The following is a 25,643-nucleotide window of genomic DNA, read 5'->3' as shown; positions in this document are numbered from 1 at the left end:
GGAGGACAACCCGGACGGGGTGGCCTAGCTTGGCGGGTGTCATCGGAAGGGGAGCCGCCATGCCAGCCCTGTCACCGCCGGGCCCGGACGTCGCCGTCCGGGTGCGCGGGCTCGTGAAGACCTACGGTTCGACCCGCGCGCTCGACGGCGTCGACCTCGAGATCCCGGCCGGGCGGGTGCTCGGCCTGCTCGGCCCGAACGGCGCCGGGAAGACCACCACCGTCCGGATCCTGACCACGCTGCTGCGTCCCGACTCGGGTGAGGCGTGGGTGGCCGGCCACGACGTCCTGGCCGAGCCGGACGCGGTGCGCCAGCGGATCGGGCTGTCCGGCCAGTACGCGGCCGTCGACGAGAACCTCACCGGCTTCGAGAACCTCTACATGGTCGGGCGGCTCTACGGCCGTCGCAAACCCGCCGCTCGTGCGCGGGCCCGCGAGCTGCTGGCGCGGTTCCAGCTCGCCGAGGCCGCCGACCGGCCGGCGAAGGGGTATTCCGGCGGCATGCGCCGGCGGCTCGACCTGGCCGGCGCGCTGGTCGCCGAGCCGGCCGTCGTCGTCCTCGACGAGCCCACCACCGGCCTCGACCCGGGCGGGCGCCTCGACACCTGGGCGGTGATCAAGGAGCTCGTCGCGGACGGCACCACCGTGCTGCTGACGACCCAGTACCTCGAGGAGGCCGACCAGCTGGCCGACTCGATCGTGGTGATCGACCACGGCAAGGTGATCGCGCGCGGCACCGCCGACGAGCTCAAGGCGCAGATCGGCGGCGAACGCCTGGAGCTGGTCGTCGCCTCGGCCGCGGACCTGCCGGCCACCCTCGACGTCCTGCGCGCGGTCGGCACCGGCGAACCGTCCGGTGACGAGCACACGCGCCGCGCCGAGATCCTCGTCGACACCGGGCCCAAGGCGCTCATCGAAGCGCTGCGGCAGCTCGACGGCCACGGCATCACGGTCCAGGACGTCGGCCTGCACCGGCCCACGCTGGACGACGTCTTCCTGTCCCTCACCGGGCACGGCGCCGAAGAATCCGCCCCGGAGGTGGCAAAGTGAACGCGCTCGCGAAAGGCATCTCCGACGGCGGCGTCATCACCTGGCGCAACCTGATGAACGTCCGGCGCAACCCGGACTGGCTGATGGCCGCGACGCTGCAGCCGATCATGTTCGTGCTGCTGTTCGCCTACGTCTTCGGCAACGCGATCGGCGGCGACGCGGGCGGCGGGGCCTACCGCGAGTTCCTCATCGCCGGGATCTTCGCCCAGACGGTGGCGTTCAACTCGGCGTTCACCGTCATCGGCTTCGCCAACGACCTGCAGAAGGGCATCATCGACCGGTTCCGCTCGCTGCCGATGTCCCGGATCGCGGTGGTCCTCGGCCGCACGACGTCGGACCTCGTCGTCAGCGTGGTGGCGCTGGTCGTGATGTCGTTGTGCGGGCTGATCGTCGGCTGGCGGATCCGCGGCAGTTTCCTCGACGCGGTGCTCGGCTACCTGGTGATGCTGATGTTCGCGTGGGCGCTGTCCTGGGTCGGCGCGCTGATCGGCCTCACCGCGCGCAGCGTCGAGGTGGCGCAGAGCGCGGGGCTGATCTGGATGTTCCCGCTGAGCTTCGTCTCGTCGGCGTTCGTCCCGACGGACAAGATGCCGCCGTTCCTCCGGGCGATCGCCGACTGGAACCCGTTCACCGCGGTGATCAACGCGACGCGCGACCTGTTCGGCAACCGCTTCGGCGTCCCGCCGACGGGCTGGCCGGCGGAGCACGCGGCGCTGTACTCGATCCTGTGCTGCGTGGCGATCATCGCGGTGTTCGCGCCGCTGGCGACGGCGCGGTACCGCAAGGTGGCCAGCAAGTAGGACCGTCCACAACGGACTCGCCACCGGGTGGCGGGTTCAGCGGGTCGGCGGCAGGCCGAACGCCGTGAACAGCCGCGGATCCTGGAACACCACGTTGTGCGCGACGCCGGCCGGCGTCACCGTCAGCACCTGCAGGGTGTGCAGGCGGTGGCCGCCGTCGTCGTCCGGGCAGTACGCGGCGAGCGCCGGCTGGCCGTTCGCCGTGAGCGGGACCGCCCGCCAGGCGCCGGGGCGCATCGTGAACACCCGGGCCATGAAGCGGCCGTAGTCCGCGCGCCCGGCGTACCAGAGCGGCACCGGCGGCATCTCGAGCACCGCGTCGTCGGTCAGCAGCGAGACGAGCGCGGGGACGTCGGCGGCCTCGAACGCGCGGACGTACCGCTCGACCGTCTCCCGGACGGCCTGGTCCCCGGGTTCGCGGACCTCGTGCTCCCGGGGGGTGGCCGTGGCGAGCGCGGCCCGCGCCCGTTGCAGTGAGCTGTTGACGGCGGCCGCCGTCGTGTCCAGCTGCGTCGCGACCTCGGCCGCGCTGAACTGCAGGACGTCGCGCAGCACCAGGACCGCCCGCTGGCGTGGCGGGAGCAGTTGCACGGCGGCGACGAACGCGAGCCGCACGCCGGCGCGGGCCTGCGGGTCGCCGGTGTAGCGCGCGGGCAGCGGCTGGAGCCAGGGCACCTCGAAGTCCGGGACGAGCGGAACGTCCGGGTCGGTGCTCGCGGCGCCGAGCCCGGACGGCAGCGGCCGCCGCGCCCGGCCTTCGAGCGCGGTCAGGCAGACGTTGGTCGCGATGCGGTAGAGCCAGGTGCGCACGGACGCGCGCCCCTCGTCGTAGCGCTCACGCGCCTTCCACGCGCGCAGGAGGGTTTCCTGGGCCAGGTCCTCGGCGTCGTGCAGCGAGCCGAGCATCCGGTAGCAGTGCACCACCAGCTCACGCCGGAACGGCTCGAAGCCCACCTCGGAGTCCACCCCGGAGATTGTGCCCCGGATCGCGATGAGTTCCGCGGTGGTCCCCGGTATGTACCCGTGACCGCACCGCTCGCGAAGGGACCACCATGAACGACGTCATCGTCATCCAGTTCACCACCCTCGACGGGGTCGTCGAGGACCCGGACGGCTCGGGCGGCACCGCCGGCGGCGGCTGGGCGTTCCGGCACGGCCCCGAAGCCGTGGCCGGGGACAAGTTCCGGCTCGGCACGCTGCTCGACACCGGCGTGCTGCTGCTGGGCCGGGGGACGTGGGAGCTGTTCTCGAAGCTGTGGCCCACCCGGACGGACGACTTCTCGACGCGGATGAACAAGGCCGCCAAGCGGGTCGCCTCGCGCACGCTCACCGACGTCGGCGCCTGGGAGAACTCGGCCCTGCTCAGCGGGGACCTGCTCGACGAGGTCCGGCGGCTGCGCGAAGAGCGCGACGTCGTCGTCATCGGCAGCACGAGCATCGTGCACACCCTGGCCGGGCACGGGCTGGTCGACGAATACCGCCTGCTCGTCTTCCCGCTCGTGCTCGGCTCCGGGCGCACGTGGTTCACCGGACCCGGTGATCTTCACCCGGTCTCGGTGGAGCAGAGCGGGGCCGCCGCCCTGCTGCGCTACCGGACGTCGTGACGCCTCAGTCCTCTTCGGACAGTTCCACGATCGGGATCGACCGCTTCGCCTTCTCCCGGTGCTCGGCCAGGAAGGGGTAGTGCTTCTCCAGCTCCGTCCACGTGCGCACGTAGTCCGCGCCCAGCAGCGGCAGGGCTTCGGCCTCGAACGCGCGGCCGTCGACCTCCACCTTCACCCGGGAGTCGGCCGCGAGGTTCTGGTACCAGTCCGGGTCTTTCGCGGCTCCCACGTTCGACGCCACCACCAGCAGCCGGTCACCGTCCCGGTGGAACATCATCGGGACGGTGCGCGGCTTGCCCGAGTTGCGGCCCGTCGTCGTCAGGAGCACGAGTCGTTCGCGGTGCATGCCGTCCACCTCCTCGCCCGCGCGGAACTGCTCGATCACGCGGCGGTTCGTCTTGCGCTGACCCATGCTCAGCGGTCGTAGTAGCGGGTCGGCGGCTCCTGCTGCTGCTGGTTCCACTGCCGGGTCGGCGGCGGCTGCTGCCCCGCCGGCGGCGCGGCCGGCGCCGTCGAGCGGCGCCGGTGCAGGGTGCGCGCGCTCGCCGCCATGCTGCTCACGATCGCCGCGATCACCAGGCCGATCACCAGGTTGATCACCGCCGTGGCGATCTTCGCGCTCGGGGCGACGCTCAGCGTCAGCGGCAGCACCACCGCGATCAGCGTCACCAGCACCATGATCCAGCCGAAGAACTGGGACGGCGCCGGCGTCGCCACGCTCAGCAGGTGCATCAGCCCGGTCGCCAGCAACGCCACCGCGGCGGCCACCACTGCGTACGTCGTGGTGCTGGCGTTGCCCCAGACGCCTTCCCCTTTTGGGGCCAGCACTTCGACCTCGAAGATGCCGCGGGCGATCAGCAGCCCGACCACCGCGACCAGGGCCGCGACCACCGCCGTCGCCACCCCGCCGGCCCACAGCCGGCGTGCGTCGATCCCCGGGCGGACGTCCTGGGGTGTGTTCCCGTAGTAGTCGGACATCACGGCCTTCCTCGCGTCGCTGTGCCTCTCGCGGTCGATTGTCCCCTCTTTCGGCCCGGGACGCGCGACTTGCGCTGGAGTGCGCTCCAGGTCCTAGCGTCGGGAGCATGACCACCGCATAGCACAAGATCGGCTCGGGCTTCGGCGCCGGCACCACTGCCGCGGAAGCCGTCGCGGGCATCGACCTCACCGGGAAGCTCGCCGTCGTCACCGGCGGTTACTCCGGCATCGGCCTGGAGGCGACCCGCGCGCTCACCGGCGCCGGCGCCCACGTCGTCGTCCCGGCCCGCCGCCGCGAGACCGCCGAGCAGGCCCTCGACGGCCTGACCGGCGTCGAGGTCGACGAGCTGGACCTGGGTGACCTCGACAGCGTCCGCGCGTTCGCCGGGCGTTTCCTCGCCTCCGGGCGCCGGATCGACCTGCTCATCACCAACGCCGGCATCATGGCCTGCCCGGAGACCCGCGTCGGACCGGGCTGGGAAGCCCAGTTCGCCACCAACCACCTCGGCCACTTCGCCCTGGTCAACCGGCTGTGGCCGGCCGTCGCCGAGGGCGCCCGCGTGGTCGCGCTGTCCTCCCGCGGCCACCACAACTCGCCGATCCGCTGGGACGACGTCATGTTCACCGAGGGCTACGACAAGTGGGCCGCCTACGGCCAAGCCAAGACGGCCAATGTGCTCTTCGCCGTCCAGCTCGACAAGCTCGGCGCGGAAAAGGGCGTGCACGCCTTCGCGCTGCACCCGGGCGGCATCATGACGCCGCTGCAGCGGCACCTGTCACGCGCGGAGATGGTCGAGCGCGGCTGGATGGACGAGGCCGGCACCATGCTCGTCGAGTTCAAGACGCCGGAGCAGGGCGCGGCGACGACCGTCTGGGCCGCGACGTCACCGCAGCTGGCCGGGCTCGGCGGGCTGTACCTGGAGGACTGTGACGTCGCCGAACTGTCCCCTGAGGACGCCGAAGGACTCGCCGCCTCGGGTGTGCGCCGCTACGCCGTCGACCCCGCGCAGGCCGAGCGGCTGTGGACGCTGTCGGCGCAGCTCACCGGCGTGGACGCCTTCGACGGCCGCTGAGCGCGCGTACCCCGCCCGCGATCTTCACAGGTTTCCGGATCACGGGATGGGGGTACACCGCGGGGGTGGCCGACCAAGCGGCAGGACGGGGTGCCCGGGCGATGAGCGAGGCGGACGAACCCACGCGTGCGCACTACGCACTCGGTGAGTTTTCCGTCATGCCGCGACCGGCACTGGGGGAAGAACTGCCGCCCACCACGCTGGCCGGGCGGTACGAGGTCGGCCGGCTGATCGGCAGCGGCGGCACGGCCCGCGTCTACCGCGCCTACGACCTGCGGCTCGACCGCCCGGTCGCCGTCAAGATCTACGACCGCGGCGCGGTGGCGCAGGATCAGCGCCGCCGGCTGCGCGAGATGAGCATCCAGGGCAGCATCGCCCACCCCGGCGTCGTGGCGCTGCACGACAGCGGCACCGAGCACGGCCGGACCTTCCTGGTGATGCAGCTCGTCGAAGGCGAGAACCTCGCCGAAAAGCTGCTCGGCGGCGCGATGACGACGGACGAGGTGACGGCGCTGGCCACCGGGCTCGCCGAAGGCCTGGCCCACGTCCACGCGCTGCGGGTCGTCCACCGCGACCTCAAGCCGGCCAACGTGTTCCTGAGCGCGGACGGCCCGCTGATCGGTGACTTCGGCATCGCGCACGCGCTCGACACCACCCACATCACCGGCACCGGCGTCATCCCCGGCACCGCCGCCTACCTCGCGCCCGAGCAGGTCGCCGGCCAGCCCGCCGGGCCGCCCGCCGACGTCTACGCGCTCGGCCTGATCCTGCTCGAGTGCCTGACCGGGGAACGCGAGTACCAGGGCACGATGGTCGAGGCGGCGATGGCGCGGCTGACGCGGGCGCCCCGGATCCCGGAGACCCTGCCGCCGGCGCTGGCGCACACCCTCCGGCGGATGACCCGGCGCGAGCCCGCGGACCGGCCCGCCGCCGCCGAAGTGCTGGAGCTGCTCCACACCACGCCGTCGACGCTGCCCTCGGCCGCGCCGCCGCCCGGACGTCCGGCGCGGCACTTCCGGACCGTCTTCGCCGCCGCCCTGACCACCGCGGCCGCGGCCACCGTCGCCGCGGTGCTGCTGGCCGCCCCGGAAGGCGGCGGCGCCTCCACTCAGTCACCGGCACCGGGCGTCACCGAGGCGGTGCGCCCGCCGGCCTCGCCGTCGACGTCGCCGCAGCAGGTGGCCGCGCCGGCCGTGACCGAGTCGGCGGACCTGGAGCCGGCCGCCGTGACGCACCAGAGCCCGGTGCAGCCGCAGAAGACGGTGAAGCAGCAGGGCAAGTCCGGGAAGAACGCGAAGCCGCCCGGCGGCAACAAGGGGAAGGGCAAGGGCCCGGGTCCGGGCACCGATTCGTGACCCGGAGCCTCCGGCGAGGGAAGCAGGGCACAACGGCCCTACCGCCGGGAATGGCCGTGGAATAGTCATGGAGAACGTCGGAATTCCCCTTTTCCGAATTCGGACTCGAAGCAATAACGACCGGTAACCGGAACGCCTCCCGGCACGACAGATCCTGCGTGTGCCGAGTGCCGCGTTTCACGGCAGGCCCGGCCGGTTCCACGACTTTCCGGAGGTTGGGATGAGTGTCCACGCTGCCCTTGCGCGCCCCGTTCCCGGTGCCCCGCGCGGACGGCACGCCAAACCCCGCGCCAGATGGCCGCGGGTTGTCGTCCGGACGTCCTTCCTGGCCCTGGCCTTGACCGCCCTCGGCGCGGTCGTCGGCGCCGGCTGGCCGCCGGTGCTGCTCGTGGTGCCCATCGCGATCCTGCTGCTGCTCGTCGCGAGCGTCACGAAGCTGCGCACGGCGAGCCGGAAGATCGACTCGATCTTCGCCGCGGAACTGTCCGCGCCGGATACCGGGATCGAAAACGTCGAAAACGAAGCCGCCTGATCCCGAGATCATTTATCGGGCACTCCGGGAAATGATCTTCCTTTTTCGCTAGCCGGCGTCCTGCCAAGGCTCGAAACCATTCAGCAGCGGTTTGACCTGCGCCGGGTCGGTGACCTCGGCTTCGACCCCGGCGGGCATCGCGAGCACGAGGTAGGTGCCCCGCGCGGCGCAGCCGGCCACCGTCTCGGTCAGGGCCGCCGCGGCGACGGCGTCGACCGCCGTGGCCAGCGTGAAGTCCAGGACCATGCGGCGGACGTCGGCGGCGAACGCCGTTTCGATCGCGCGGTCGTACTCGGGTGTGAGGGCGGCGTCGAAGGCGCCGTCGATCGAGAGGATGACTTCGTCTTCCAGTAACACGCTGTGAAGTGCCATCCGGGCCTCCTGCCGACCGGGTCTGCCCACCTGGTACGGGTTTCGTCCCTGAAGGTTACGTCAGGCACCCCGGTGGGTGCAGGGTGGAAGCGCACCTGCCGACGTCGACGAGGGCGGACCCATGAGCGCACAGTTACCGGTCTTCTCCCTGGTGATCGACGGCAAGGCCGTCGGCGCCCGCTCCGGGCGCACCTTCGAGTCGCAGAACCCGTACACCGGGCAGCCGTGGGCGGTCGTGCCGGACGGCGGGCCCGAGGACGTCGACGACGCCGTCGCCGCGGCCCGGGCGGCGCTCGACGGCGAGTGGGGCACGCTGACGGGGTTCGCGCGAGCGGCCCTGCTGCACCGGCTCGGCGACCTCATCGGCGAGCACGCCGAACGGCTCGCGCGGCTCGAGGTCAACGACTCCGGCAAGCTCTACCGCGAGATGCTCGGCCAGCTCACCGGCCTGGGCGGCTGGTACCACTACTACGCGGGCCTGGCCGACAAGATCGAAGGCCGCCAGATCCCGGCGCCGAACCCGGACTACCTCGTCTACACCCGCCGCGAGCCGGTCGGTGTCGTCGCGGCCATCACGCCGTGGAACTCGCCGCTGCTGCTGCTCGCCTGGAAGCTCGCGCCCGCGCTGGCCGCCGGCTGCACGGTCGTCGTGAAGCCGTCCGAGCACGCCCCCGTCTCGACGCTCGGGCTGGCCGAGCTGATCACCGAGGCCGGCTTCCCGCCCGGCGTCGTCAACGTCGTCACCGGTCTTTCGCGCGAGACGGGCGCGGCGCTCGCCGGGCACCCGGGCGTCGACAAGGTCGCGTTCACCGGGTCGACCGCCACCGGCCGGGCCGTCGCGGTGGCGGCCGCGGAGAACCTCAACAAGGTGACGCTGGAGCTGGGCGGCAAGTCGCCGCAGGTGGTGTTCCCCGACGCCGACCTCGCCGCGGCCGCGAACGGCGTCATCGCCGGGGTGTTCGCCGCCACCGGCCAGACGTGCATGGCCGGCTCGCGGCTGATCGTGCACGCCGACGTCCACGACGAGCTGATCCGCCTGATCGCCGGGCGCGCCGCGGCGATCAGGCTGGGCGACCCGAACGAGCCCGCCACCGAGATGGGCCCGGTCGCGAACGCGCCGCAGTACGCGAAGGTGCTGCGCTACCTGGAAACCGCGAAGGCCGAAGGCGCGACCGTCGCGTGCGGCGGCGTGCCCGATCCGGGACTGGGCGGGCTGTTCGTGCAGCCGACGGTGCTCACCGGCGTCACCCCGGCGTCGACGATCTTCCGCGAGGAGGTGTTCGGGCCGGTGCTGGCCGCGTTGCCGTTCACCGACGAGGCCGAAGCGATCCGCCTGGCCAACGACACCCCGTACGGCCTCGCCGGCGCGGTGTGGACGAAGGACGTGCACCGCGCCCACCGCGTCGCGGCGAAGCTCAACGCCGGCACCGTGTGGGTGAACGCCTACCGCGTGGTGGCGCCGTCCGTGCCGTTCGGCGGGGTCAAGGATTCGGGGCTGGGGCGGGAGAACGGCGTCCACGCGATCGACGAGTACCTGACCGACAAGGCGGTGTGGGTCGAACTTTCGGGTGGTACCCGGGACCCCTTCACGCTGGGCTGAGGATCGACGCCCTGCTCTCCCCCTTTCAAGGTATAGCCGGGAGGGGGACTTGCGGCAAGACCCCGGTGCGGGTCCACACTTCGGGCTCACTTTCACCGGAGGGGGAATCCCGGATGCGTGTCCTGCTGTCCACGATCGGTTCGCGGGGTGAGGTCCAGCCCGTCCTGGCGCTCGCGTCGGAGCTGCGGGCGCTCGGCCAGGACGTCCGCCTGTGCGTGCCGCCCGACTTCCGCGACTGGCTCGCCGGGCTCGGGTTCGCCGTCACCCCGATCGGGCCCGAACTGCGCGGGAAGGGCCGACCCGCGGCCGGCGACCTGCGAAAACTCGCCGAAGAGACCGTCGTCACCCAGTTCACCACGGTCGCCGAGGCGGCCGAAGGCTGCGACGTGCTCGTGGCCGCCGGCGCCCTGCAGCTCGCCGCCCGCTCGATCGCCGAGCGGAGGGGCATCGCCTACGTCTACGCGAGTTTCTGCCCCATCACGCTGCCGTCGGACCTGCATTCACCGCCCCCGATGCCGTGGCGGTCCGCGAGCACGAACGGCGACCGGTGGGCCGAGGACGCCCGGCACCTGAACGCGACGTTCGGGCCGACGCTGAACGCACACCGGGTCGCGTCCGGGCTCGCACCGGTCGAGGATCTGCAGAGCCACGTGGTCACCGAGCGCCCGTGGCTCGCGGCCGACGCCGCGCTGGCACCGTGGCCCGGCCCGCCCATCGTCGAGACGGGCGCCTGGATCCACCCCGACTCGCGGCCGCTGCCGGCCGAGGTGCGGGAGTTCCTGGACGCGGGCGAGCCGCCGGTGTACTTCGGCTTCGGCAGCATGAGCGCGGCGGAGGGCCTGGCGGAGGCGATGCTGGCCGCGGCCCGCGCGCACGGCCGCCGGGCGATCATTTCCCGCGGCTGGGCGGACCTGGCGTTGGCGGAGCCGGCACCGGACTGCCTGGGCATCGGCGAGATCAACCAGCAGGCGCTGTTCCAGCGGGTCGCGGCAGTGGTGCACCACGGCGGCGCGGGTACCACGACCACGACGTCCCGCGCGGGCGCGCCGCAGGTCGTCGCGCCCCGGATGTACGACCAGTTCTACTTCGCCGACCGGGTCCGCGACCTGGGCATCGGCGCGGCGCACGCCCCGGGTGCGGTGACGGCGGAGTCGCTGACCGCGGCCCTCGGCACGGCGTTGGCGCCGGAGGTCGCGGCCCGGGCGCGGGAGTTCGCGGGCAAGGTCCGGCCGGACGGTGCGAGCGTTGCCGCGCAACACCTGCTGACGATGGCGCCGGTCGCGTCGGGCTGAGGTGTCTGTCCTGCGGGACGCCGTTCGTCGGGGCACCATTACCCCGCGAGAACGGGAGACGCCGGAGATCCTGGACACCTGGCGCGCGCTCGCCCGCCGCCCACGTTCCGGAAAACCCGGGGGTGGGAACGCCTGCTGACCTCATGGAACGCGGTACCGGCCGTCATTAGCGTCGCTTTCGTGAGAATGAGACGAACAGCCCTGGTCGCGGCCGTGATCGTGACGGCGGGCCTGACGACCGCGACCCAAGCCACCGCGAGCACCCAGCTCGAACAGCTCGCCCGGAACCTGGTGGCCGCCGGCGCGCCGGGCGTGATCGTGCGGGTGGACGACGGGCACGGCAGGCCCGTCGAGATCGCCGAGCGGGCGCCGTGGGCGCACCGGCTCGAGGCCGGGGACGAGTTCCGGATGGGGTCGAACACCAAGACCGTGATGGCCACGATCACCCTGCAGCTCGTGGCCGAACGCCGGCTCGCGCTGACCGATCCCGTCGCGAAGTGGTTGCCCGGCACCACCTCCGGGGTCACCTTGCGCATGCTGCTCGACCACACGAGCGGCCTGTACGACTACACCGAGGACCCCGCGATCCGGAACGCGATCCTCGGCAAGGATCCCCACCGGTGGACCGCCGCCGAGCTGTTCGCCATCGGCGCCGGGCACCCGCCGCTGTTCGCGCCGGGCGCGGACTGGGGCTACAGCAACACGAACTACGCCGCCGTCGGCGTGATCCTGGAACGCGTCACCGGGGCGAGCCTCGCCGACCTCGTGCGTGACCGGATCGCCCGGCCGTTGCGCCTGAGGCACACCTACCTGCCCGCCGACGGCTCCTGGCGCGGCCGGCACGCGCACGGCTACGAACCGGACGCCGCCCACATGCCGCCAGGCGTGCCCGCGGAGTTCACCGACATCGCCGGGACGCCCGAAGCCGGGCACGTGGACGTCTCCGGCAACGACCCGAGCTGGGGCGGCTCCGCCGGGGCGATCGTGAGCAGCGCGCCGGACTGGGCCCGCTTCCACACCGCGCTGATGTCCGGGAAACTCCTGCCCGCGGCACAACTCGCCGAGATGCGCACGGTCGTCGGTCCCGGCTACGGGCTGGGGATCCTGACCGCCACCACCCCGTGCGGCACCTTCTGGGGCCACGACGGCGGGATCACCGGCTACTCCAGCAGCACCATCACCGACAGCACGGGCCGCCGCACCGCGACGATCCTCGTCCCGACCGAGTTCCTCTACGAGTTCGACGCCGCCCCGAAGCTCGCCGAAGCCCAGCGGGCGCTGCAGAACGCCGTGACCTGCGCGATGTTCGGCAAGCCGGTCACCGCAGGTCCAGCCACATGATCCGCAGGCCGACGTCGCCCAGTCCCGGGTGGCGGAACGCTCCGGGCGCGACGTCGAGGGTGACGAACCCGAGGCTTTCGTAGAGCCGGATCGCGGCGGTGTTCACCTCGACGACGGCGTTGAACTGGACCGCCGCGAACCCGGTGCGCCGGGCCCAGCCGACCAGGTCCACGGCGAGGGCCCGGCCTACCCCCCTACCACGCGCCCCGGCGGCGACCATCAGGCTGCCGGAGGCGATGTGGCTGCCGGGCCCGGGCCGGTTGGCGTACATGTTCGCGGTCCCGGTGACCCGGTCCCCCTCGGTCGCGACGACCACCCGGGCCGGCGGGGCCACCAGCCACATCCGCCGGGCGTCGGCCTCGCTCATGGCCGGGTCGTAGGGGAACGTCTCCTGCCCGGTGATGACGTCGTGGATGATCGGCCGGATGCCGGGCCAGTCTTCCGCGCGGGCTTCGCGGATCACCAGCGCCGCGCCGGCCCGTAGCACCATCGCGCCCGAGGGCTGCCCCACCGATGGCGAACGGCCGGTGGCCACGAAGAACCCCCTCGCCGCGACGACGTTCCACGGATCGCGTGTCTGTCCGAAAAGGACGAACACCGCGCCGCGCTGCGGAACCGCCGGGTCACCGGCGCCCGCGACGCCCGCCAGGACTCCCGGCACAACACGGTGTCGGGCGGAGCCCACGCGCCGTCCAGGCCGCGGTAGCCAGGATCCTCGTTCATGGTGTCCGAGGTTAACGAGCGAGCGGCGCCCCGACGACCGATTTACCGCGCGGGTCGGTGATCAGCAGGTCAGGTCGTCGTCGGACGCGGGTACGGCGAGCCGGGATGTCCGCCGGGCAGCAGTAGCAGGTTCGAAGGCGACCGCAGCCGATACCCGGCGCGGCTTCGTCGGTCATCAGTCCGCCTCGGGGACGGGCACGAATGCCACGTCCGGACCGGCACGCTCGAAAGCCGCCGGTGCCGGGTGGCCGAGCAGCTCCTCCAAGCCCGGGTCGGCCCGGATCAGCTCGCGCAACGGCAGCAGCCGGCAGTTCGCCGCGTCGTCCACGTACTCCTGCGTCTCGTCGCCGGCGAAGACGCGCCAGCCGCTGTCCTCCTCGTTGTCCGGGGCCTCGCGGTGGAGCCACGTGACCGGCGCGCCGTCCCGGGCGACCCGGGCCGAGACCAGGGCCAGCTTGGCGAGGTCGCCGAACCACAGTTCCTCGAACCGGCGCTGCCGGCGGACGATCTCCGGTGCGCCCAGTTCCACCCGCACCCGCAGCAGCGTTCCGTCGGCGGCCAGGTCGCGGTAGACCGGGTACGCGCCGTCGCCCCAGCCGGTGAACCAGCCCGTCATCGTCGCGCCGGCCACCTCGATCGTGCCCGACTCCGCCGGCGAGCGGTACATCTGCCGCAGCACGCGGTAGTGGTCGTCGTGAGGACGCACGTCGAACCGGAACCGCAACTCCTCCAGGCCTTTCAGCACGCCGTGGCGCGACGCCGCCTCGTCACGGGTCAGGCCGGTCCACCCGTACACGCCGTCGTCGTCCACAGTGGACGCCGAGACCCGGGCGGCGGCGGTTTCCGCGTCGGCGCCCCAGAACACGAGGTCGTACCGGCCGTCGTACGGCTCGTCGTTGCGCCAGCCGTTCAGCGCGGCGGGGTCGGCGAACATCAGCCGCGCCTCCTCCACCAGCACGTACCCGCATTCGACCGTCGTGGCCGGTGTGCCCTCGGCGCACTCCACCCACACCGAGTGCCACTTGCGCGCGTCCGGGCCGCCGGAGTCCATCCGCTCGCCCAGCACCCGCAGCTCCCGGTCCGCCGGGACCCCGCGCACGGCGACCGCCCAGCCACCGGGGAACGGCACCTCGACGCCGCCCGGCGCGTCGTCGAGCAACCGCCGGACCCGCGTGTGGTGCGGCATCCGCGGCAGCACCCGCACGGACGCGTCGAGGCCGGTCGTCCGGCAGACCTCCGCGACCTTGCCGGCCAGCGGCGCGCCGTCCTCCGGGAGGTCGAACCCGTACCGGCCCTTGACCACGGCCAGGTCGATCCCGGCCGCGACCTCGAGGGCGTCCGGCCCGGCGATCTCGAAGTCCACCTCGGGACCGGGGGCCGGTTCCCGGTCGCCGGACCACAGGCGCAGCAGCCCGAAGTCGATCAGCAGGACGTCTCCGGACGGGAACGACGCGGTCCCGAGCAGCTCTCCCATGTGGACATCCAATCAGGACTTCCGCATTCGCAGGGCCAGAACGGGGCAAGCCGCGGCGGCGCGGCGGGCGTCCGCCACCAGCCCCGGCGGGACCGGGCCCGAGGCCAGCACCGGGTAGCCCCATTCGTCGAGCCGGATCCGTTCCGGGAGCAGGTCCGCGCACAGCCCGTGGGCGCGGCAGCCGATCGGATCCACCGAGAGCTTCACGCCACACCCGCCGGGACCCGGCAGCGGCCGCCGGCCAGGTGCGCGCAGACGTCGGCCTCGAACGTCCGCAACGCCGAAGCCGCGAGGCGGGCCGCGCCGTCCGGGTGGGCGCACGCGCCGCGGCCCGTCAGCAACGGGATGCGGCGGGCCAGGCGGTCCGTCGCGTTGCCGCCGTGGACCAGCTCGGCGAAGTCCGCCGCGATCGCCGGGAGGCCGAACATGCACGGCCCGCACTGCCGGGCCGACTCCGCCGCGAGGAACGCCAGCACCTTCGCCGTGTAGTCGAGACCGCAGGCCGAGGCCGGCAGCGCGTACACGGCCGCGATCCCGGACAGGGTGCCGCGCAGATCGGCCGTCCAGGTCCCGCCGTAACCACCGACGAGCACCGCCTGCACGGGCTCGGTCTCGCCGCCCGCCGCGGCGAGCACTTCCGACAAGGACGCTCCGGCGCGCACCGGGACGACGCCGGGACCGCGGACCGCGCCGGTCACCGTGACCAGGTCCGTCCGCGCCGCGCGGTAGTGGTGCGGGCCGAGCAGGACGACCAGCGCGAGCTGCGCCAGGGTGTCGACGTTGTCCACCAGCGTCGGGCGGCCCCGCACCCCGCGCTCGGCGGGCCGCGGTTGTTTCCCGAGTGGCCGGGCGTCGCCGGAGGTCAGGTAGTGGACCAGCGCCGATTCCTCGCTGGCGACGTACCGGCGCGGGATCTCCGCGACGCGCACCGGTACCCGGTCCTCGCGCTCGGCCAGCGCGGCGGCGACGCTCCCGAGCACCGGGCTGCCGGCGTGCACGCACAAGATCGCTTCGGCCGCGCCGATCGCGTGCGCGGCGAGCTGCAGGCCGTCCAGCACGAGGTGCGGCGACAGCGCGAGCAGCGCGGCGTCCTTCCTGCTCAACGGGTCGCCTTCACAGCCGTTCGCGACGACGATCGAGCGCCGGGCCCGGGCCGCGCGCAGCTTGACCGCGGTCGGGAAGCCGCCGCCACCGCGGCCGCGCAGGTCCGCCGCCCGGGCGGCCTCGATCAGCCGGTCGCGGCCTTCGTCGTCGTGGTAGGCGACCCACGGGACGACGCCGTGGTGACGCCGGTGCCCGGCCAGGTCGAGCCGGTGCGGGGGCAGGAGAGTGCTCAGGGTGCTCATCGGGTGCCTCCGAGCGGGGAGAGCTTGCGGGTTTCGGGGTCGGCGTGCCGGGTGCCGGCGCGGAAGGCGATCCCGCCGAGGACGGCGAGCACGCACAGGACGTCGAGCGCGATCAGCCAGCCGTGCGCGGCGTCGCTCTCGGCCATGCCGATGCCGTGCACGAGCGCGACCGGCCAGCACAGGTAGGCCAGCCAGTGCACGGCCTTCCACACCTTCGCCGGGATGCGGGTGCGCACCAGGCTGGTGACGACGATCGCGAGCAGCAGGTCGATCGCGACGGCGCCGAGGCCGACCCAGAACGGCTGGTAGTCCGCGCCGAACGGGAGGACGACGTCGAGCCAGCTCAGCGAGACGTACCCGTCGAGGATGGCCGACGCGATGTGCGCGACGAGGAACACGAGGCTGGTCAAGGCGAGGTTCCGGTGGACCGCGGCGACGGTGAACCGCGGCCACTCCCGCGTCGCGAACCGGCCGGCGCCGAGCGCGCCGAGGACGACGACGGCGGTGAAGAGCACCAGCGACACGAGCCCGGTCGCGCGGCTGAAGTACCAGACGGCGGAGCTCACGACGCCTCCCGCAGCTCGGTCTCGCGCGGCCAGCCCGGAGTCGTGACGACGTCGCCGCCGACGCCGACGAGCCGCGCGGGCAGGCCGCGTTCGGCGAGCCACGCCGGCGCCGCGTCGCCGAGGACGACAGCCGCGGTGCTCGCGGTGTTGGCGTCCACAGTGGACTTTGCCGCGACGGAAACCGTGCGCCAGCGCGGCGGAGGGACGTCGCCCGTGCGCGGGTCGACGATGTGGTGCACCGTGCGGCCGCCGCGCCGCCAGCGTCGCCGGGTGGTCCCCGACGTCGCCAGCCCGCCGGCGGACAGCGCGATGGTGGTGTCCGGCCGGGTGACGGCGTCGGCGTGGTCGTCGCCGATCGCGACCTGCCAGCCGCCCGCGGGGGCCGGGCCCTCGACGCGGATGTCGCCGCCGAGGTTCACCAGCGTCCCGCAGCCGGTCGCGGTGTGGATCCGGCGGGCCGCGCGGTCCGCGGCCAGGGCCTTCGCCGTCGCGCCGAGGTCGAGGTGGACGCCCCGGGGCAGCACGACCAGCGCGCGGGCCGGGTCGAACAGCACCCGGTGCCAGCCGGGCGCGGGCGCCGCCACGCCGAGCGGGCCGTCGGTGACGGCGGCGAAGTCCCGGTCGTAGCCGAGCGCCCGGACGGCCGTGCCGACGGTCGGGTCGACCAGGCCGCCGGTGAGCCGGGCCGCGCGCAGGGCGGCGGACAGGGCCTCGGTGAGCAGCGGGCCGACCCGGACCTGCCGGCCGGCGACGTCGTGCAGCCGGGAGATCTCGGAGTCGGCGCGGAACCGGCTGCAGGCCTCGTCGACCGCGTCGAGCTCCTGGCGCAGCAGGTCGACGGCGGTTTCGAGCCGCGCCGGGTCCGTGACGAGTACCGCCGCGGTGGTACCCAGCGCGCGAAAGGACGTCACGACGCACCCGAGCCGGTGTGCGCGCTGCCGGAGCCGGAGCCGGCGTCGATGCCGCTGCCGCTGCCGGAGGACTGCAGCTGGTCCTGCGAAGTCGTGTTGTCGCTGGTCGTGGTCTGCGTGGTGGTGTCGTCGGCGGCGTTCGCCGACGCCAGGCCGAAGCCGATCGCGCCGACGGCGGCCGCGCCGAGCACGGCGGCGGTGGCCGTGACCAGGGCGGCCCTGCGGCGGCCGTGCTCGCGGCGAGCGGTCCTTGCTGTCGTTTCGGGGTCCATGGGAACGAGTCTCGGCGCCGCTCCTGTGAGCCTCCTGGGAACAACCTGTCAGATCCCTACTACCAAAGGAGGTTGACGCCGGAAAGCCATTCACCCACTCTTTCTCTTGTCCGACGGTGGTTTCCCGGTGTTCACGCGCTGGACCGCAGCACGGCACGCACCGGCTCCCTGCTCTCGGCACCATGAGGCGCTCCCACCACGAAGCCCGCGGCCCGACCGGCCGCACCAGCGCTGGAGGACCCATGATCCGCAAGCGGATCTTCGCCGTGTTCGCCGCTGCCGCCCTCGTCACCGCCGGCGCGGCGACGGCGTCCGTCGTCACCCACGCGGCCGAGCCCGCGGTACAGCCGACGGCCGCGACCGTGCCCACGTTCGACCACGTCGTGCTGGTGATGTTCGAGAACAAGAAGTACTCGTCGATCAACGGCAGTTCCAGCGCGCCCTACTTCAACACGCTGGCCTCGCAGAGCGCGAAGTTCACGAACTCCTTCGCGATCACGCACCCGAGCCAGCCCAACTACGTCGCCCTGTTCTCCGGCGCGACGCAGGGGGTCACCAGCGACAGCTGCCCGGCGAACCTTGGCGCCAAGGACAACCTGGGCCAGCAGCTGATCGGCGCCGGGAAGACGTTCAAGGGCTATTCCGAGTCGATGCCGTCGGACGGCTACACCGGCTGCTCCAGCGGCACCTACATGCGCAAGCACAACAGCTGGGTGGACTTCTCGAACGTCCCGGCCGCGAGCAACGTGCGCTACACGAGCTTCCCCGCCGACTTCACCCAGCTGCCGACGGTCGCCTTCGTGACCCCGAACATGTGCTCCGACATGCACGACTGCTCCATCGGCACCGGCGACACCTGGCTGAAGAACAACCTCGACGCCTACGCGCAGTGGGCCAAGACGCACAACAGCCTGCTGATCACCACCTTCGACGAGGACAGCGGCACGTCGGTCAACCAGATCTTCACCTCGTTCACCGGCGCGCACGTCAAGGTCGGCAGCTACAGCGAATCGATCAACCACTACACCGTGCTGCGCACGATCGAGGCGTCCTACGGTCTGCCGGGCATCGCCGGCGCCGCGAGCAAGTCGCCGATCCTCGACGTCTGGCAGTAGGCCGCGTGTACCTCTCGACCATCGGCCGCCGAGAGCACGCCGCGACAGGGTCACGGCGCAAGCTCTCGGCGGTCGGCGCCAACGTCTTCGCGCTCGGTGCCGTCAGCCTGGTCACCGACGTCTCCTCGGAGATGGTCACCGCGATCCTGCCGGTCTACCTGGTGCTCGGCCTGCACCTGAGCCCGGCGGCGTACGGCCTGTTCGACGGCCTCTACACCGGCGCGACGGCGTTGCTGCGGCTCGTCGGCGGGTACGTCGCGGACCGGGTGCGGCGGCGCAAGGCCGTGGCCGGCGTGGGGTACGCGCTGTCCGCGGTGATGAAGCTCGGGCTGCTCGCGGCCGGGGCGTCGGCGACCGCGATCGGCGCCGTGATCACCCTCGACCGCGCCGGCAAGGGCCTGCGGACGGCGCCCCGCGACGCGCTGATCACGTTGTCGGCGCCCGAACCCCTGCTCGGCCGGGCGTTCGGCGTGCACCGCGCGATGGACAGCGTGGGCGCGTTCGCCGGGCCGCTGGTCGCGCTCGGCGTCCTCGCGGCGGTCGGCGCCACCAACCCCGAGGCGTTCGACGCGGTGTTCGTCGTGAGCTTCTGCATCGCCGCGATCGGCGTGCTGCTGCTGGTGCTGTTCGTGCGCGACCGCCGGACGCCACGGACAACACAGTCGGCGTCGGTGTCACCCCGGGCGGCGCTGGCCCTCCTGCGCGGCAGCGGCGTGCGGCGGCTGCTGGTCGCGGCGTGCGTGCTCGGGCTGGCGACCGTCGGCGACGGGTTCGTCTACCTGCTGCTGCAGCACAAGGAGGACGTCGCCACCGGCTGGTTCCCGCTGCTCGCGGTCGGCACGAACCTCAGCTACCTGCTGCTCGCCGCGCCGCTGGGCGCGCTGGCCGACCGGATCGGGCGGCTGTCGGTGGTGCTGGGCGGGTACGGCGCGCTGGCCGTGGTCTACCTGCTGCTGGCCGGGCCGGTGTCCGGCTGGCCGCTGTTCGCGCTGGCCCTGGCGTTGTACGGCGCGTTCTACGCGGCCACCGACGGCGTGCTCATGGCGCTGGCCGGGCCGCTGCTGCCGGAAGCGTTGCGCACCACGGGGATTTCGCTGGTGCAGACGGCGCAAGCGCTGGCGTACTTCGCCTCGTCCGTCCTTTTCGGACTCGCGTGGCAGTTCTGGGGCGCGGAGCTCGCGATCGGCGTCGCGGCCGGGGCCGCCGTGCTCGCGATCGGCGTCACGTTCGTGGTCCTCTCGCCGCGGCGGACCTCGTGAAGGCGCGGATCCTGATCGCCCTCGCCGGGGTGCTCGTGCTGGCCGGGGTGGCCGTCGCGTACGTCGGGTTCGCGAGCGCGCGCAACCACGACGTCACCGCGACCGGCTCGGTCAGCCTCGTGCCCGGACCGCGGCTGCTGTTCCGCAGCACCGCCGACGCCGACCGGGGGCACGTCGCCACGGTGACGGTCACCGATCCCGGCGGCGCGCGGACGGTGTCGCCGCTGTCGTGCGCCCGGGTGTACGCGGCCGGCGGCACCGGCCTCTGCCTGCGCCCGGACGGGGACCTGACCACCTACCAGCTGGTGGTCCTCGACGAGCGGCTTCTTTCACGACGAGAGATTCCGCTGGTCGGCCTGCCGAACCGGGCGCGGGTGTCGGCGAGCGGCCGGATGCTGGCGTGGACGGTGTTCGTCACGGGCGACTCGTACAACGGCGGGATGTTCTCGACGCGCGCCGGCATCCTCGACACGGCGACCGGCGACCTGGCCGGCACGCTGGAGGACTACGCGGTGACGCTCGACGGCAAGCCGTACCAGGCGGCCGACCTCAACTTCTGGGGCGTGACGTTCACCCGCGACGATCGCCAGTTCTACGCGACGATGTCCACAGGGGGCCACCGCTACCTGGTCGCGGGCGACTTCGCGGCGCACACGATCCGCACGCTGCGCGAGAACGTCGAGTGCCCGTCACTCTCCCCGGACGGCACGCGGGTGGCGTTCAAGTCCGCGATCGACGCCGACCCGGCCAAGGGCTGGCGCCTGTCGGTACTGGACCTGACACGCTCGGTGGTGACGCCGCTGGCGGAGACCCGCAGCGTGGACGACCAGCCGGCCTGGCTCGACAACCACACGATCGGCTACGGCATCCCCCGCGGCCCGGGTCACTCGGACGTGTGGTCGTCCCCGGCGGACGGCTCGGGCGCGCCGAAGCTGCTGATCCCGGACGCGGAGTCCCCGGCGGCCCTCAGCCCGTGACCTGGGGCTGGTTCAAGTCCGTGAAGGCCTCCTTGAGGGACTCTGAGTCCCTCAAGGAGGCCTTCACGGACTTGAGAACGCAGGGCAGCGGGAGGTCGGCGCGGGCGGTCAGTCCATCTTGCGGAGGCCGTCCAGGATGCGGCGCATCAGGTCGTTGTCCGGGGGTGCGAACGCGAACCGCGAGACCGGGATGGCGCCCGACGTCGAGAACGCGCCCGCCGACGGGCGGGGTGGCGGGATCGTGCGGGGCAGCCGCCACGGGAGGCGGTCCCGGGAGGAGTCGCGGCCGAGCTGCTCGGGGATCGGCAGGGTCGGCAGCGCGATCGTGCCCGCTTCGGCGAACCGGCGGGCGGCCTGCTCGAACCGCAGGCGGGCCTGGATGCCGGCGACCGTCCAGTCGGGTTCGGGTTCCGGTTCGGCGGGCCCGGGGCGCGGCCGCCGCTCGAGCACGATCGCCCAGGCCGCGGCGGCGAGCACCGGCAGCAGCAGGCCGGCGATGATCGCGAGACCGGACAGATCCGCGGCCATCAGGCGGCCCCGGCGACGGGTAGCAGCATGTGGATCACTTCCGGACGGACGGTTCTTCCGAAGCATGCGCGGCACCTGGATATTCGACGTAATCGATTGTTCGCGGACCCCGATGCCTATCATGAACGACGTACAACGGTCCCGCAAGCGGCCGAACGGGGTCGCCTGTCCGGGCGGTGAAACGGCTGGTCAGAGCGATTTTGCGATGGCTCGACCAAGCCCCTCACCAGGTAGTACGCACGCCGGTTCGATCCGGTTCACTTTTCTTTTCGCCCGGCTGCCCCGCGCTCCCGAAATGCGAATTACTCCCATGTTGCACGGGACGCAACCACCGTCACCCCAGCGAGCAGGTGCGGGCCAGCTCCGCCGGGGTCGCCGGCGCGGGCCGGGCGATCGTCGCCGACGCCGGCGGACGCACCCCGCGCAGCCAGCCGGCCAAGGCGTCGAACGCCGTCCGGAAGCACGGGCCCAGCGGACGCAGCAGCGCGGGGAACCGGTCGACGAGCCCGTCGACGTGGTTGCCGCCTTCGACCCGGTAGTAGCGGTGCAGCGCGCCGCGGCCCGCGTCGGTGATCATCCGCTCGTAGACGTCCGAGTCGCGGGTGATCGGCAGCAGCGTGTCCAGCGTGCCGTGCAGCGTGAGCAGCGGCTTGCCGATCCGGCCGGTCAGCGAGATCCGCTCCACCGCGCGGGCCACCGGCGCGGGCCGGGACGCGTACGCGTAGTCCGCGTCGCACGCCGGCGTACCGCTCGCGCAGAACGGGACGCCCGCCGCGAGCGCGCCGTCGAACGACGGGTCCACCTCTTCGCGGTAGATCCGCTGGGTCAGGTCCCAGTAGACGCGGTAGTGGTAGTCCCACAGGAACTCCGACCCCGGCGCGAAACCGGCGTCCAGAATGGACTGGTGCGCCGCCGCGGAACCCGCCGCGTAAGCCGGGTAGTTCCGCAGCGCGGGCGGCAGGAATGTGAACAGGTTCGGCCCGTCGGCCCGCCAGAGCGTGCCTTCCCAGTCGACGCCGCCGTCGTAGAGCCACGGCCGGTTCTCCAGCTGCCACCGCACGAGGTAGCCGCCGTTCGACAACCCAGCGGCCAGCGTCCGCGACGGCGGGCGGCCGTAGTGCAGCAGCGCCGCCGCCTTCGCGGCCAGGGTCAGCTGGGTGACGCGCGTGTTCCACTCGGTCAGCGCGTCCCCCGGCCGGACGCCGTCGTCGTAGAACGCGGCACCGGTGTTGCCCTTGTCGGTGGCGGCGAACGCGTAGCCCTCGGCCAGCACCTGGTCGCCGATCGCGCGGTCGTTCGCGTACTGCCGCCGCGTCCCGGGCGAGCCGGTGACGACCAGGCCGCCGTTCCACCGGTCCGGCAGGCGCAGCACGAACTGCGCGTCGTGGTTCCAGCCGTGGTTGGTGTTCGTCGCCGACGTGTCCGGGAAGTAGCCGTCGACCTGGACGCCGGGCACCCGGCCGGGCACCGGCAGGCCCGCCGACGTCAGCCCGGCCCAGTCCGCCTCGACGGTGTGGCCGGACGCGAGCGTGCCGGTCGTCGTCAGATCGTCCAGGCGGGCGGCGACCTGCGTTTCGGCGCCGGGCACGAAGACCCGGGCACTCGCGGCCGACGCCGGTGCGGGCACCGCCGTCGCCAGAACGGAAACCAGCACCACAGCAAGCCAACCGCGCACGGTCCACCTCCGGTCTCGGGTTGCCCCGAACCCAAGCGCGCCCGGACGCCGGGAACCACCCCGGCCGCCACCATGAATCCCCGCGCCGATGTGGTGCGCGGCCACATGGTCAGGCCGTCGCGACCGACCTAACGTCGTCGGAAACCCTCTCAACGCCGAGAAGGAATCCCCATGCGCAAACTCGCTTTCGCCGGGCTCGCCGCGATCACCGCCGCCGTGCTCACCACCGTCGGGGTGGCGTCCGCCGACCCGCCCGCGGCGTCCCTGGTCCAGGTCCCGTCGTTCGGCGCCAACCCGGGCGCGCTGGCGATGTACACCTACACCCCCGCCGGCCTCGAAACCGGGCGCCCGGTCGTCGTGGCGCTGCACGGCTGCACGCAGAGCGCGTCGGACTACTACGCCCACTCCGGCTGGCCCGCCCTGGCCGACAAGTGGCGGTTCGAGGTCGTGTTCCCGCAGCAGTCGACCGCGAACAACTCGCTGAAGTGCTTCAACTGGTTCGGCACCGCCGACGACACGCGGGGCAACGGCGAAGCCGCGTCCGTCAAGTCCATGGTGGACAAGGCGATCGGCGACCACGGCTCGGACCGCGCCCGCGTGTTCGTCACCGGCCTGTCGGCGGGTGGCGGGATGACGGCCGATCTGCTGGCCGCCTACCCGGACGTCTTCGCCGGCGGTGGCATCAACGCCGGCCTGCCCGCGCAGTGCGCCACGAGCGTCACGCAGGCCACGAACTGCCAGCAGAACAACCAGAACCTGACGCCGGCGCAGTGGGCCTCGCGCGTCACGGCGCAGTACCCGGGTTACGGCGGGCCGTGGCCACGCGTCGCGATCTGGCAGGGCACCGGCGACTACACCGTCTACCCGGTCAACGGCACCGAACTGCGCGACCAGTGGACCGCGGTGCACGGCCTCTCCCAGACGCCGACGAGCACCCAGTCCCTCCCCGGCGGCACGACGTTGACGAACTACGGCGACAAGGTCCAGCTCTACTCGATCGCCGGGATGGGCCACGGCACCGCGGTCGACCCCGGCACCGGGACGACGCAGTGCGGCAGCACCGGCGCGTACTTCCTCGCCGGGATCTGCTCCAGCTACTACACGGGCGTGTTCTTCGGGCTGGACAAGGGATCCGGGGGCACGACCACCACTCCCCCGCCGACGACCACCACCACGACCACCACTCCGCCGCCGCCGGGCGCGTGCGTGTCGGCCAGCAACTACGCCCACACCCAGGCGGAGCGGGCGCACCAGAGCGGCGGCCAGACGTACGCGAACGGCTCCAACCAGGCGATGGGGCTGTGGAACACGTTCACGGTCCACGCGCTGCGCGAGACCTCCTCGGGCTATTGGGTTCTCGCCGACGGTCAGTGCTAGGCCGCTGCGCCTGGACCGGATCGGGGGATCCGGTCCAGGACGCGGTCGACGAGCGCGGTGTCGCAGTGTTCGACGACTTCGCGCAGCCGGCCGTCCGTGACGCGGTAGACGAAGCAGTACGTCTGGTCGTACCGCTCGCCGCGCAGTGTCGTGCCGTGCCCGCGGGCCTGGACGACGACCCGGTCCCCCTGCGCGACGATCGATTCGGCCGCACACCGGTAGTCGCCGGCGAACTGGGCCATCAACGGCCGGAGCAACCCGTGCACGACTTCGGATTTCGGCTCCCAGGTACCGGACCACGACCAGTGGCCGGGGAAGATCCAGCGGAAGTCGTCGGCCATCGCGTCGGTCAGCGCCCGCGCTTTCCCCACGGCCAGCTGGTCGAAGATCTCCCGCAGCAGCTTTGTGTTCCGTTCAGCGCTCATGCGGTCGAGCCTAGGATCGGCAAAGCTATGCGACAAACGACTGTCTCGCATATGTGCTATCAGTAGTACGCATGAGTGAGTTCACCGTCGCGGGCCTGCGGGTCGTGCGCGAAGCGGCCCGGCACGGCTCGTTTTCGCTGGCGGCGGACCGGCTGGGGTACACGCAGTCGGCGATCTCGCGCCAGATCGCGCTGATGGAACAGGCGGCGGGCCGGCCGCTGTTCGATCGCCTGGCGCGCGGTGTTCAGCCCACCGAGGCGGGGCTGGTCGTCGTCCGGCACGCGGAAACCGTGCTCGGCGAGCTGCAGGCCACCCGGCAGGCGCTCCAGGACCTGGGTGAACGCCCGCCGGGCCGGCTGCGCGTCGGCGCGTTCTCCACGGCCATGGCGGCTTTGGTGCCGCGCGCGATCGCCGCGTTCGCCGGCCGCGAGCCGCGCACCCGCGTGCCGCTGCGGGAGGGCCTGAGCCCGGGGTTGCTGACGGCCGTCGCCCGGGGACGGCTCGACCTCGCCGTCGTCACGCCACCGCGGCAACCACCCGCCGGGGTCGAGCTGATCGCGCTGCTGGACGACCCGCTGTTCGTCGCGATGGCACCGGGCCACCCCCTCGCCGGCCACCCGGGCGTCACCGGCGAGCAACTGCGCGACCAGCGGTGGATCACGGGCAGCACCGAGCCGGGTACCACGCTGCTCGGCGCGTGGGCGGATCCGGCGTGGCAGCCCGAAATCGCGTTTGTGGCCCGGGATTGGGTCGCGAAGTTCGGCTTGGTCGCGGCGGGGCTCGGCATCACCGTCGTCCCCGGGCTGGCCGTGCCCGCCTTGCCCCCGGGACTCGTGATCACGCGCGTCGACCACCCGGCGGCGACCCGCGCGACAGCCGTCGCGACCCGTCCCGTCACCGAAGCCGGCCCTCGCCGAGCGTTCCTCGAGTCCCTCCGCGACGCGGCAGCCGACCTGACGGCCGAAGTCCGGCACCGGCTGCGCACGGCGTGATCCATCG

28 protein-coding genes are annotated in these 25,643 nt (G+C 72.8%); 14 read left to right on the top strand and 14 right to left on the bottom strand.

The features are described from left to right. The first annotated feature begins 59 nt into the window (after positions 1 to 59). Entirely contained in the window at positions 60 to 1,049 is a 990-nt protein-coding gene (locus OG494_RS05365) for an ATP-binding cassette domain-containing protein (RefSeq protein WP_328452520.1), read from the top strand. Continuing rightward, positions 1,046 to 1,849 (top strand): ABC transporter permease, encoded by an 804-nt coding sequence (locus tag OG494_RS05360; protein WP_328452519.1) that lies wholly within the window; start codon positions 1,046 to 1,048, stop codon positions 1,847 to 1,849. The genes OG494_RS05365 and OG494_RS05360 overlap by 4 nt, the downstream gene beginning before the upstream one ends. A 36-nt stretch (positions 1,850 to 1,885) precedes the next feature. On the opposite strand, the gene OG494_RS05355 is transcribed toward OG494_RS05360, so the two are convergent. Next, positions 1,886 to 2,815, bottom strand: a complete 930-nt coding sequence (locus OG494_RS05355) for a sigma-70 family RNA polymerase sigma factor (protein ID WP_328452518.1) — start codon at positions 2,813 to 2,815, stop codon at positions 1,886 to 1,888. 86 nt (positions 2,816 to 2,901) lie between these two features. Between OG494_RS05355 and OG494_RS05350 the strand changes: the two genes are divergently transcribed. Further along, positions 2,902 to 3,453, top strand: coding sequence for a dihydrofolate reductase family protein (locus OG494_RS05350; RefSeq protein ID WP_328452517.1), 552 nt, complete (start codon positions 2,902 to 2,904; stop codon positions 3,451 to 3,453). 4 nt (positions 3,454 to 3,457) lie between these two features. Here OG494_RS05350 and OG494_RS05345 read toward each other — a convergent pair whose 3' ends face one another. Next, positions 3,458 to 3,865: a nitroreductase/quinone reductase family protein gene (locus tag OG494_RS05345; protein ID WP_328452515.1), complete on the bottom strand. Its 408-nt coding sequence runs from the start codon at positions 3,863 to 3,865 to the stop codon at positions 3,458 to 3,460. A gap of 2 nt (positions 3,866 to 3,867) precedes the next feature. Beyond that, a complete protein-coding gene (locus OG494_RS05340) occupies positions 3,868 to 4,431 on the bottom strand; it encodes a DUF6069 family protein (RefSeq protein WP_328452513.1) in 564 nt (187 codons plus the stop codon). Positions 4,432 to 4,559: 128 nt separating this feature from the next. Between OG494_RS05340 and OG494_RS05335 the strand changes: the two genes are divergently transcribed. The 3 genes from OG494_RS05335 (at position 4,560) to OG494_RS05325 (ending at position 7,391) form a co-directional block, all read left to right on the top strand. Next, entirely contained in the window at positions 4,560 to 5,504 is a 945-nt protein-coding gene (locus tag OG494_RS05335; RefSeq protein ID WP_328458876.1) for an SDR family NAD(P)-dependent oxidoreductase, read from the top strand. A gap of 158 nt (positions 5,505 to 5,662) precedes the next feature. Next, complete coding sequence (locus tag OG494_RS05330; RefSeq protein WP_328452511.1) at positions 5,663 to 6,859, top strand: serine/threonine-protein kinase; 1,197 nt, start codon at positions 5,663 to 5,665, stop codon at positions 6,857 to 6,859. 220 nt (positions 6,860 to 7,079) lie between these two features. Continuing rightward, on the top strand, positions 7,080 to 7,391 hold the full coding sequence (locus OG494_RS05325; RefSeq protein WP_328452509.1) for a hypothetical protein: 312 nt from the start codon (positions 7,080 to 7,082) through the stop codon (positions 7,389 to 7,391). Positions 7,392 to 7,439: 48 nt separating this feature from the next. On the opposite strand, the gene OG494_RS05320 is transcribed toward OG494_RS05325, so the two are convergent. After that, a complete protein-coding gene (locus OG494_RS05320) occupies positions 7,440 to 7,763 on the bottom strand; it encodes an STAS domain-containing protein (RefSeq protein WP_328452507.1) in 324 nt (107 codons plus the stop codon). 121 nt (positions 7,764 to 7,884) lie between these two features. On the opposite strand from OG494_RS05320, the gene OG494_RS05315 reads away from it, so the two are divergent. From OG494_RS05315 to OG494_RS05305, 3 genes are all read left to right on the top strand, one after another. Next, positions 7,885 to 9,363, top strand: coding sequence for an aldehyde dehydrogenase (locus OG494_RS05315; RefSeq protein WP_328452505.1), 1,479 nt, complete (start codon positions 7,885 to 7,887; stop codon positions 9,361 to 9,363). Between the two features lie 113 nt (positions 9,364 to 9,476). Next, on the top strand, positions 9,477 to 10,655 hold the full coding sequence (locus tag OG494_RS05310; RefSeq protein WP_328452503.1) for a glycosyltransferase: 1,179 nt from the start codon (positions 9,477 to 9,479) through the stop codon (positions 10,653 to 10,655). 186 nt (positions 10,656 to 10,841) lie between these two features. Further along, the gene (locus OG494_RS05305; RefSeq protein WP_328452501.1) at positions 10,842 to 11,996 is read left to right on the top strand and encodes a serine hydrolase domain-containing protein; all 1,155 of its coding nucleotides are present in this window, start codon (positions 10,842 to 10,844) and stop codon (positions 11,994 to 11,996) included. Here the strand turns inward: OG494_RS05305 and OG494_RS05300 are convergent. The 7 genes from OG494_RS05300 to OG494_RS05270 all read right to left on the bottom strand — a co-directional run bounded on the left by OG494_RS05300 (position 11,974) and on the right by OG494_RS05270 (position 17,288). Continuing rightward, the gene (locus OG494_RS05300) at positions 11,974 to 12,657 is read right to left on the bottom strand and encodes a GNAT family N-acetyltransferase (protein WP_328452499.1); all 684 of its coding nucleotides are present in this window, start codon (positions 12,655 to 12,657) and stop codon (positions 11,974 to 11,976) included. The genes OG494_RS05305 and OG494_RS05300 overlap by 23 nt on opposite strands. 237 nt (positions 12,658 to 12,894) lie before the next feature. Next, positions 12,895 to 14,193, bottom strand: a complete 1,299-nt coding sequence (locus OG494_RS05295) for a DUF2185 domain-containing protein (RefSeq protein WP_328452497.1) — start codon at positions 14,191 to 14,193, stop codon at positions 12,895 to 12,897. A gap of 12 nt (positions 14,194 to 14,205) precedes the next feature. Next, positions 14,206 to 14,400, bottom strand: coding sequence for a ferredoxin (locus OG494_RS05290; RefSeq protein ID WP_328452495.1), 195 nt, complete (start codon positions 14,398 to 14,400; stop codon positions 14,206 to 14,208). Then, positions 14,397 to 15,539, bottom strand: coding sequence for an NADH-ubiquinone oxidoreductase-F iron-sulfur binding region domain-containing protein (locus OG494_RS05285; protein ID WP_328452493.1), 1,143 nt, complete (start codon positions 15,537 to 15,539; stop codon positions 14,397 to 14,399). Before OG494_RS05285 ends, OG494_RS05290 begins: the two co-directional genes overlap by 4 nt. Then, positions 15,536 to 16,105 (bottom strand): ferric reductase-like transmembrane domain-containing protein, encoded by a 570-nt coding sequence (locus OG494_RS05280; RefSeq protein ID WP_328452491.1) that lies wholly within the window; start codon positions 16,103 to 16,105, stop codon positions 15,536 to 15,538. The genes OG494_RS05285 and OG494_RS05280 overlap by 4 nt, the downstream gene beginning before the upstream one ends. Beyond that, entirely contained in the window at positions 16,102 to 17,016 is a 915-nt protein-coding gene (locus tag OG494_RS05275; protein WP_328452489.1) for an FAD:protein FMN transferase, read from the bottom strand. The genes OG494_RS05280 and OG494_RS05275 overlap by 4 nt, the downstream gene beginning before the upstream one ends. Continuing rightward, positions 17,013 to 17,288, bottom strand: a complete 276-nt coding sequence (locus OG494_RS05270) for a hypothetical protein (RefSeq protein WP_328452487.1) — start codon at positions 17,286 to 17,288, stop codon at positions 17,013 to 17,015. Before OG494_RS05270 ends, OG494_RS05275 begins: the two co-directional genes overlap by 4 nt. Before the next feature lie 242 nt (positions 17,289 to 17,530). Between OG494_RS05270 and OG494_RS05265 the strand changes: the two genes are divergently transcribed. Genes OG494_RS05265 through OG494_RS05255 form a run of 3 tightly spaced genes read left to right on the top strand, consistent with a single transcriptional unit; the run spans position 17,531 to position 20,639 of the window. Beyond that, positions 17,531 to 18,403, top strand: a complete 873-nt coding sequence (locus tag OG494_RS05265; RefSeq protein ID WP_328452485.1) for an alkaline phosphatase family protein — start codon at positions 17,531 to 17,533, stop codon at positions 18,401 to 18,403. A gap of 5 nt (positions 18,404 to 18,408) precedes the next feature. Beyond that, positions 18,409 to 19,662 carry an MFS transporter gene (locus OG494_RS05260; protein WP_328452483.1) on the top strand — a complete coding sequence of 418 codons (1,254 nt, stop codon included), beginning with the start codon at positions 18,409 to 18,411 and terminating at the stop codon, positions 19,660 to 19,662. Beyond that, a complete protein-coding gene (locus tag OG494_RS05255; protein ID WP_328452482.1) occupies positions 19,659 to 20,639 on the top strand; it encodes a TolB family protein in 981 nt (326 codons plus the stop codon). The genes OG494_RS05260 and OG494_RS05255 overlap by 4 nt, the downstream gene beginning before the upstream one ends. Before the next feature lie 108 nt (positions 20,640 to 20,747). Here the strand turns inward: OG494_RS05255 and OG494_RS05250 are convergent, their stop codons facing one another. After that, on the bottom strand, positions 20,748 to 21,167 hold the full coding sequence (locus tag OG494_RS05250; protein WP_328452480.1) for a hypothetical protein: 420 nt from the start codon (positions 21,165 to 21,167) through the stop codon (positions 20,748 to 20,750). Between the two features lie 334 nt (positions 21,168 to 21,501). Then, positions 21,502 to 22,842 (bottom strand): tannase/feruloyl esterase family alpha/beta hydrolase, encoded by a 1,341-nt coding sequence (locus OG494_RS05245; RefSeq protein WP_442874382.1) that lies wholly within the window; start codon positions 22,840 to 22,842, stop codon positions 21,502 to 21,504. A gap of 171 nt (positions 22,843 to 23,013) precedes the next feature. Between OG494_RS05245 and OG494_RS05240 the strand changes: the two genes are divergently transcribed. Then, the gene (locus OG494_RS05240) at positions 23,014 to 24,219 is read left to right on the top strand and encodes an extracellular catalytic domain type 1 short-chain-length polyhydroxyalkanoate depolymerase (RefSeq protein ID WP_328452479.1); all 1,206 of its coding nucleotides are present in this window, start codon (positions 23,014 to 23,016) and stop codon (positions 24,217 to 24,219) included. Here the strand turns inward: OG494_RS05240 and OG494_RS05235 are convergent. Beyond that, complete coding sequence (locus tag OG494_RS05235; RefSeq protein WP_328452476.1) at positions 24,216 to 24,644, bottom strand: nuclear transport factor 2 family protein; 429 nt, start codon at positions 24,642 to 24,644, stop codon at positions 24,216 to 24,218. The genes OG494_RS05240 and OG494_RS05235 overlap by 4 nt on opposite strands. A 71-nt stretch (positions 24,645 to 24,715) precedes the next feature. On the opposite strand from OG494_RS05235, the gene OG494_RS05230 reads away from it, so the two are divergent. Then, positions 24,716 to 25,636: a LysR family transcriptional regulator gene (locus OG494_RS05230; protein WP_328452474.1), complete on the top strand. Its 921-nt coding sequence runs from the start codon at positions 24,716 to 24,718 to the stop codon at positions 25,634 to 25,636. The last annotated feature ends 7 nt before the right edge of the window (positions 25,637 to 25,643 follow it).

It is taken from the genome of Amycolatopsis sp. NBC_00438 (assembly GCF_036026695.1).
In the GTDB taxonomy this organism is placed as follows: domain Bacteria; phylum Actinomycetota; class Actinomycetes; order Mycobacteriales; family Pseudonocardiaceae; genus Amycolatopsis.
Note: the sequence above shows the minus strand (reverse complement) of the source record. Positions and strands in the feature narration are given on the sequence as shown.

Bases quoted from the DNA above. Each gene is read 5' to 3' on its own strand.
- OG494_RS05325 (WP_328452509.1), top strand. From the start codon at position 7,080: ATGAGTGTCCACGCTGCCCTTGCGCGCCCCGTTCCCGGTGCCCCGCGC.
- OG494_RS05350 (WP_328452517.1), top strand. From the start codon at position 2,902: ATGAACGACGTCATCGTCATCCAGTTCACCACCCTCGACGGGGTCGTC.
- OG494_RS05315 (WP_328452505.1), top strand. From the start codon at position 7,885: ATGAGCGCACAGTTACCGGTCTTCTCCCTGGTGATCGACGGCAAGGCC.
- OG494_RS05265 (WP_328452485.1), top strand. From the start codon at position 17,531: ATGATCCGCAAGCGGATCTTCGCCGTGTTCGCCGCTGCCGCCCTCGTC.
- OG494_RS05330 (WP_328452511.1), top strand. From the start codon at position 5,663: ATGCCGCGACCGGCACTGGGGGAAGAACTGCCGCCCACCACGCTGGCC.
- OG494_RS05340 (WP_328452513.1), bottom strand. From the start codon at position 4,431: ATGTCCGACTACTACGGGAACACACCCCAGGACGTCCGCCCGGGGATC.
- OG494_RS05235 (WP_328452476.1), bottom strand. From the start codon at position 24,644: ATGAGCGCTGAACGGAACACAAAGCTGCTGCGGGAGATCTTCGACCAG.
- OG494_RS05320 (WP_328452507.1), bottom strand. From the start codon at position 7,763: ATGGCACTTCACAGCGTGTTACTGGAAGACGAAGTCATCCTCTCGATC.
- OG494_RS05365 (WP_328452520.1), top strand. From the start codon at position 60: ATGCCAGCCCTGTCACCGCCGGGCCCGGACGTCGCCGTCCGGGTGCGC.
- OG494_RS05250 (WP_328452480.1), bottom strand. From the start codon at position 21,167: ATGGCCGCGGATCTGTCCGGTCTCGCGATCATCGCCGGCCTGCTGCTG.
- OG494_RS05345 (WP_328452515.1), bottom strand. From the start codon at position 3,865: ATGGGTCAGCGCAAGACGAACCGCCGCGTGATCGAGCAGTTCCGCGCG.
- OG494_RS05310 (WP_328452503.1), top strand. From the start codon at position 9,477: ATGCGTGTCCTGCTGTCCACGATCGGTTCGCGGGGTGAGGTCCAGCCC.
- OG494_RS05240 (WP_328452479.1), top strand. From the start codon at position 23,014: ATGCGCAAACTCGCTTTCGCCGGGCTCGCCGCGATCACCGCCGCCGTG.
- OG494_RS05270 (WP_328452487.1), bottom strand. From the start codon at position 17,288: ATGGACCCCGAAACGACAGCAAGGACCGCTCGCCGCGAGCACGGCCGC.
- OG494_RS05305 (WP_328452501.1), top strand. From the start codon at position 10,842: ATGAGACGAACAGCCCTGGTCGCGGCCGTGATCGTGACGGCGGGCCTG.
- OG494_RS05295 (WP_328452497.1), bottom strand. From the start codon at position 14,193: ATGGGAGAGCTGCTCGGGACCGCGTCGTTCCCGTCCGGAGACGTCCTG.
- OG494_RS05285 (WP_328452493.1), bottom strand. From the start codon at position 15,539: ATGAGCACCCTGAGCACTCTCCTGCCCCCGCACCGGCTCGACCTGGCC.
- OG494_RS05230 (WP_328452474.1), top strand. From the start codon at position 24,716: ATGAGTGAGTTCACCGTCGCGGGCCTGCGGGTCGTGCGCGAAGCGGCC.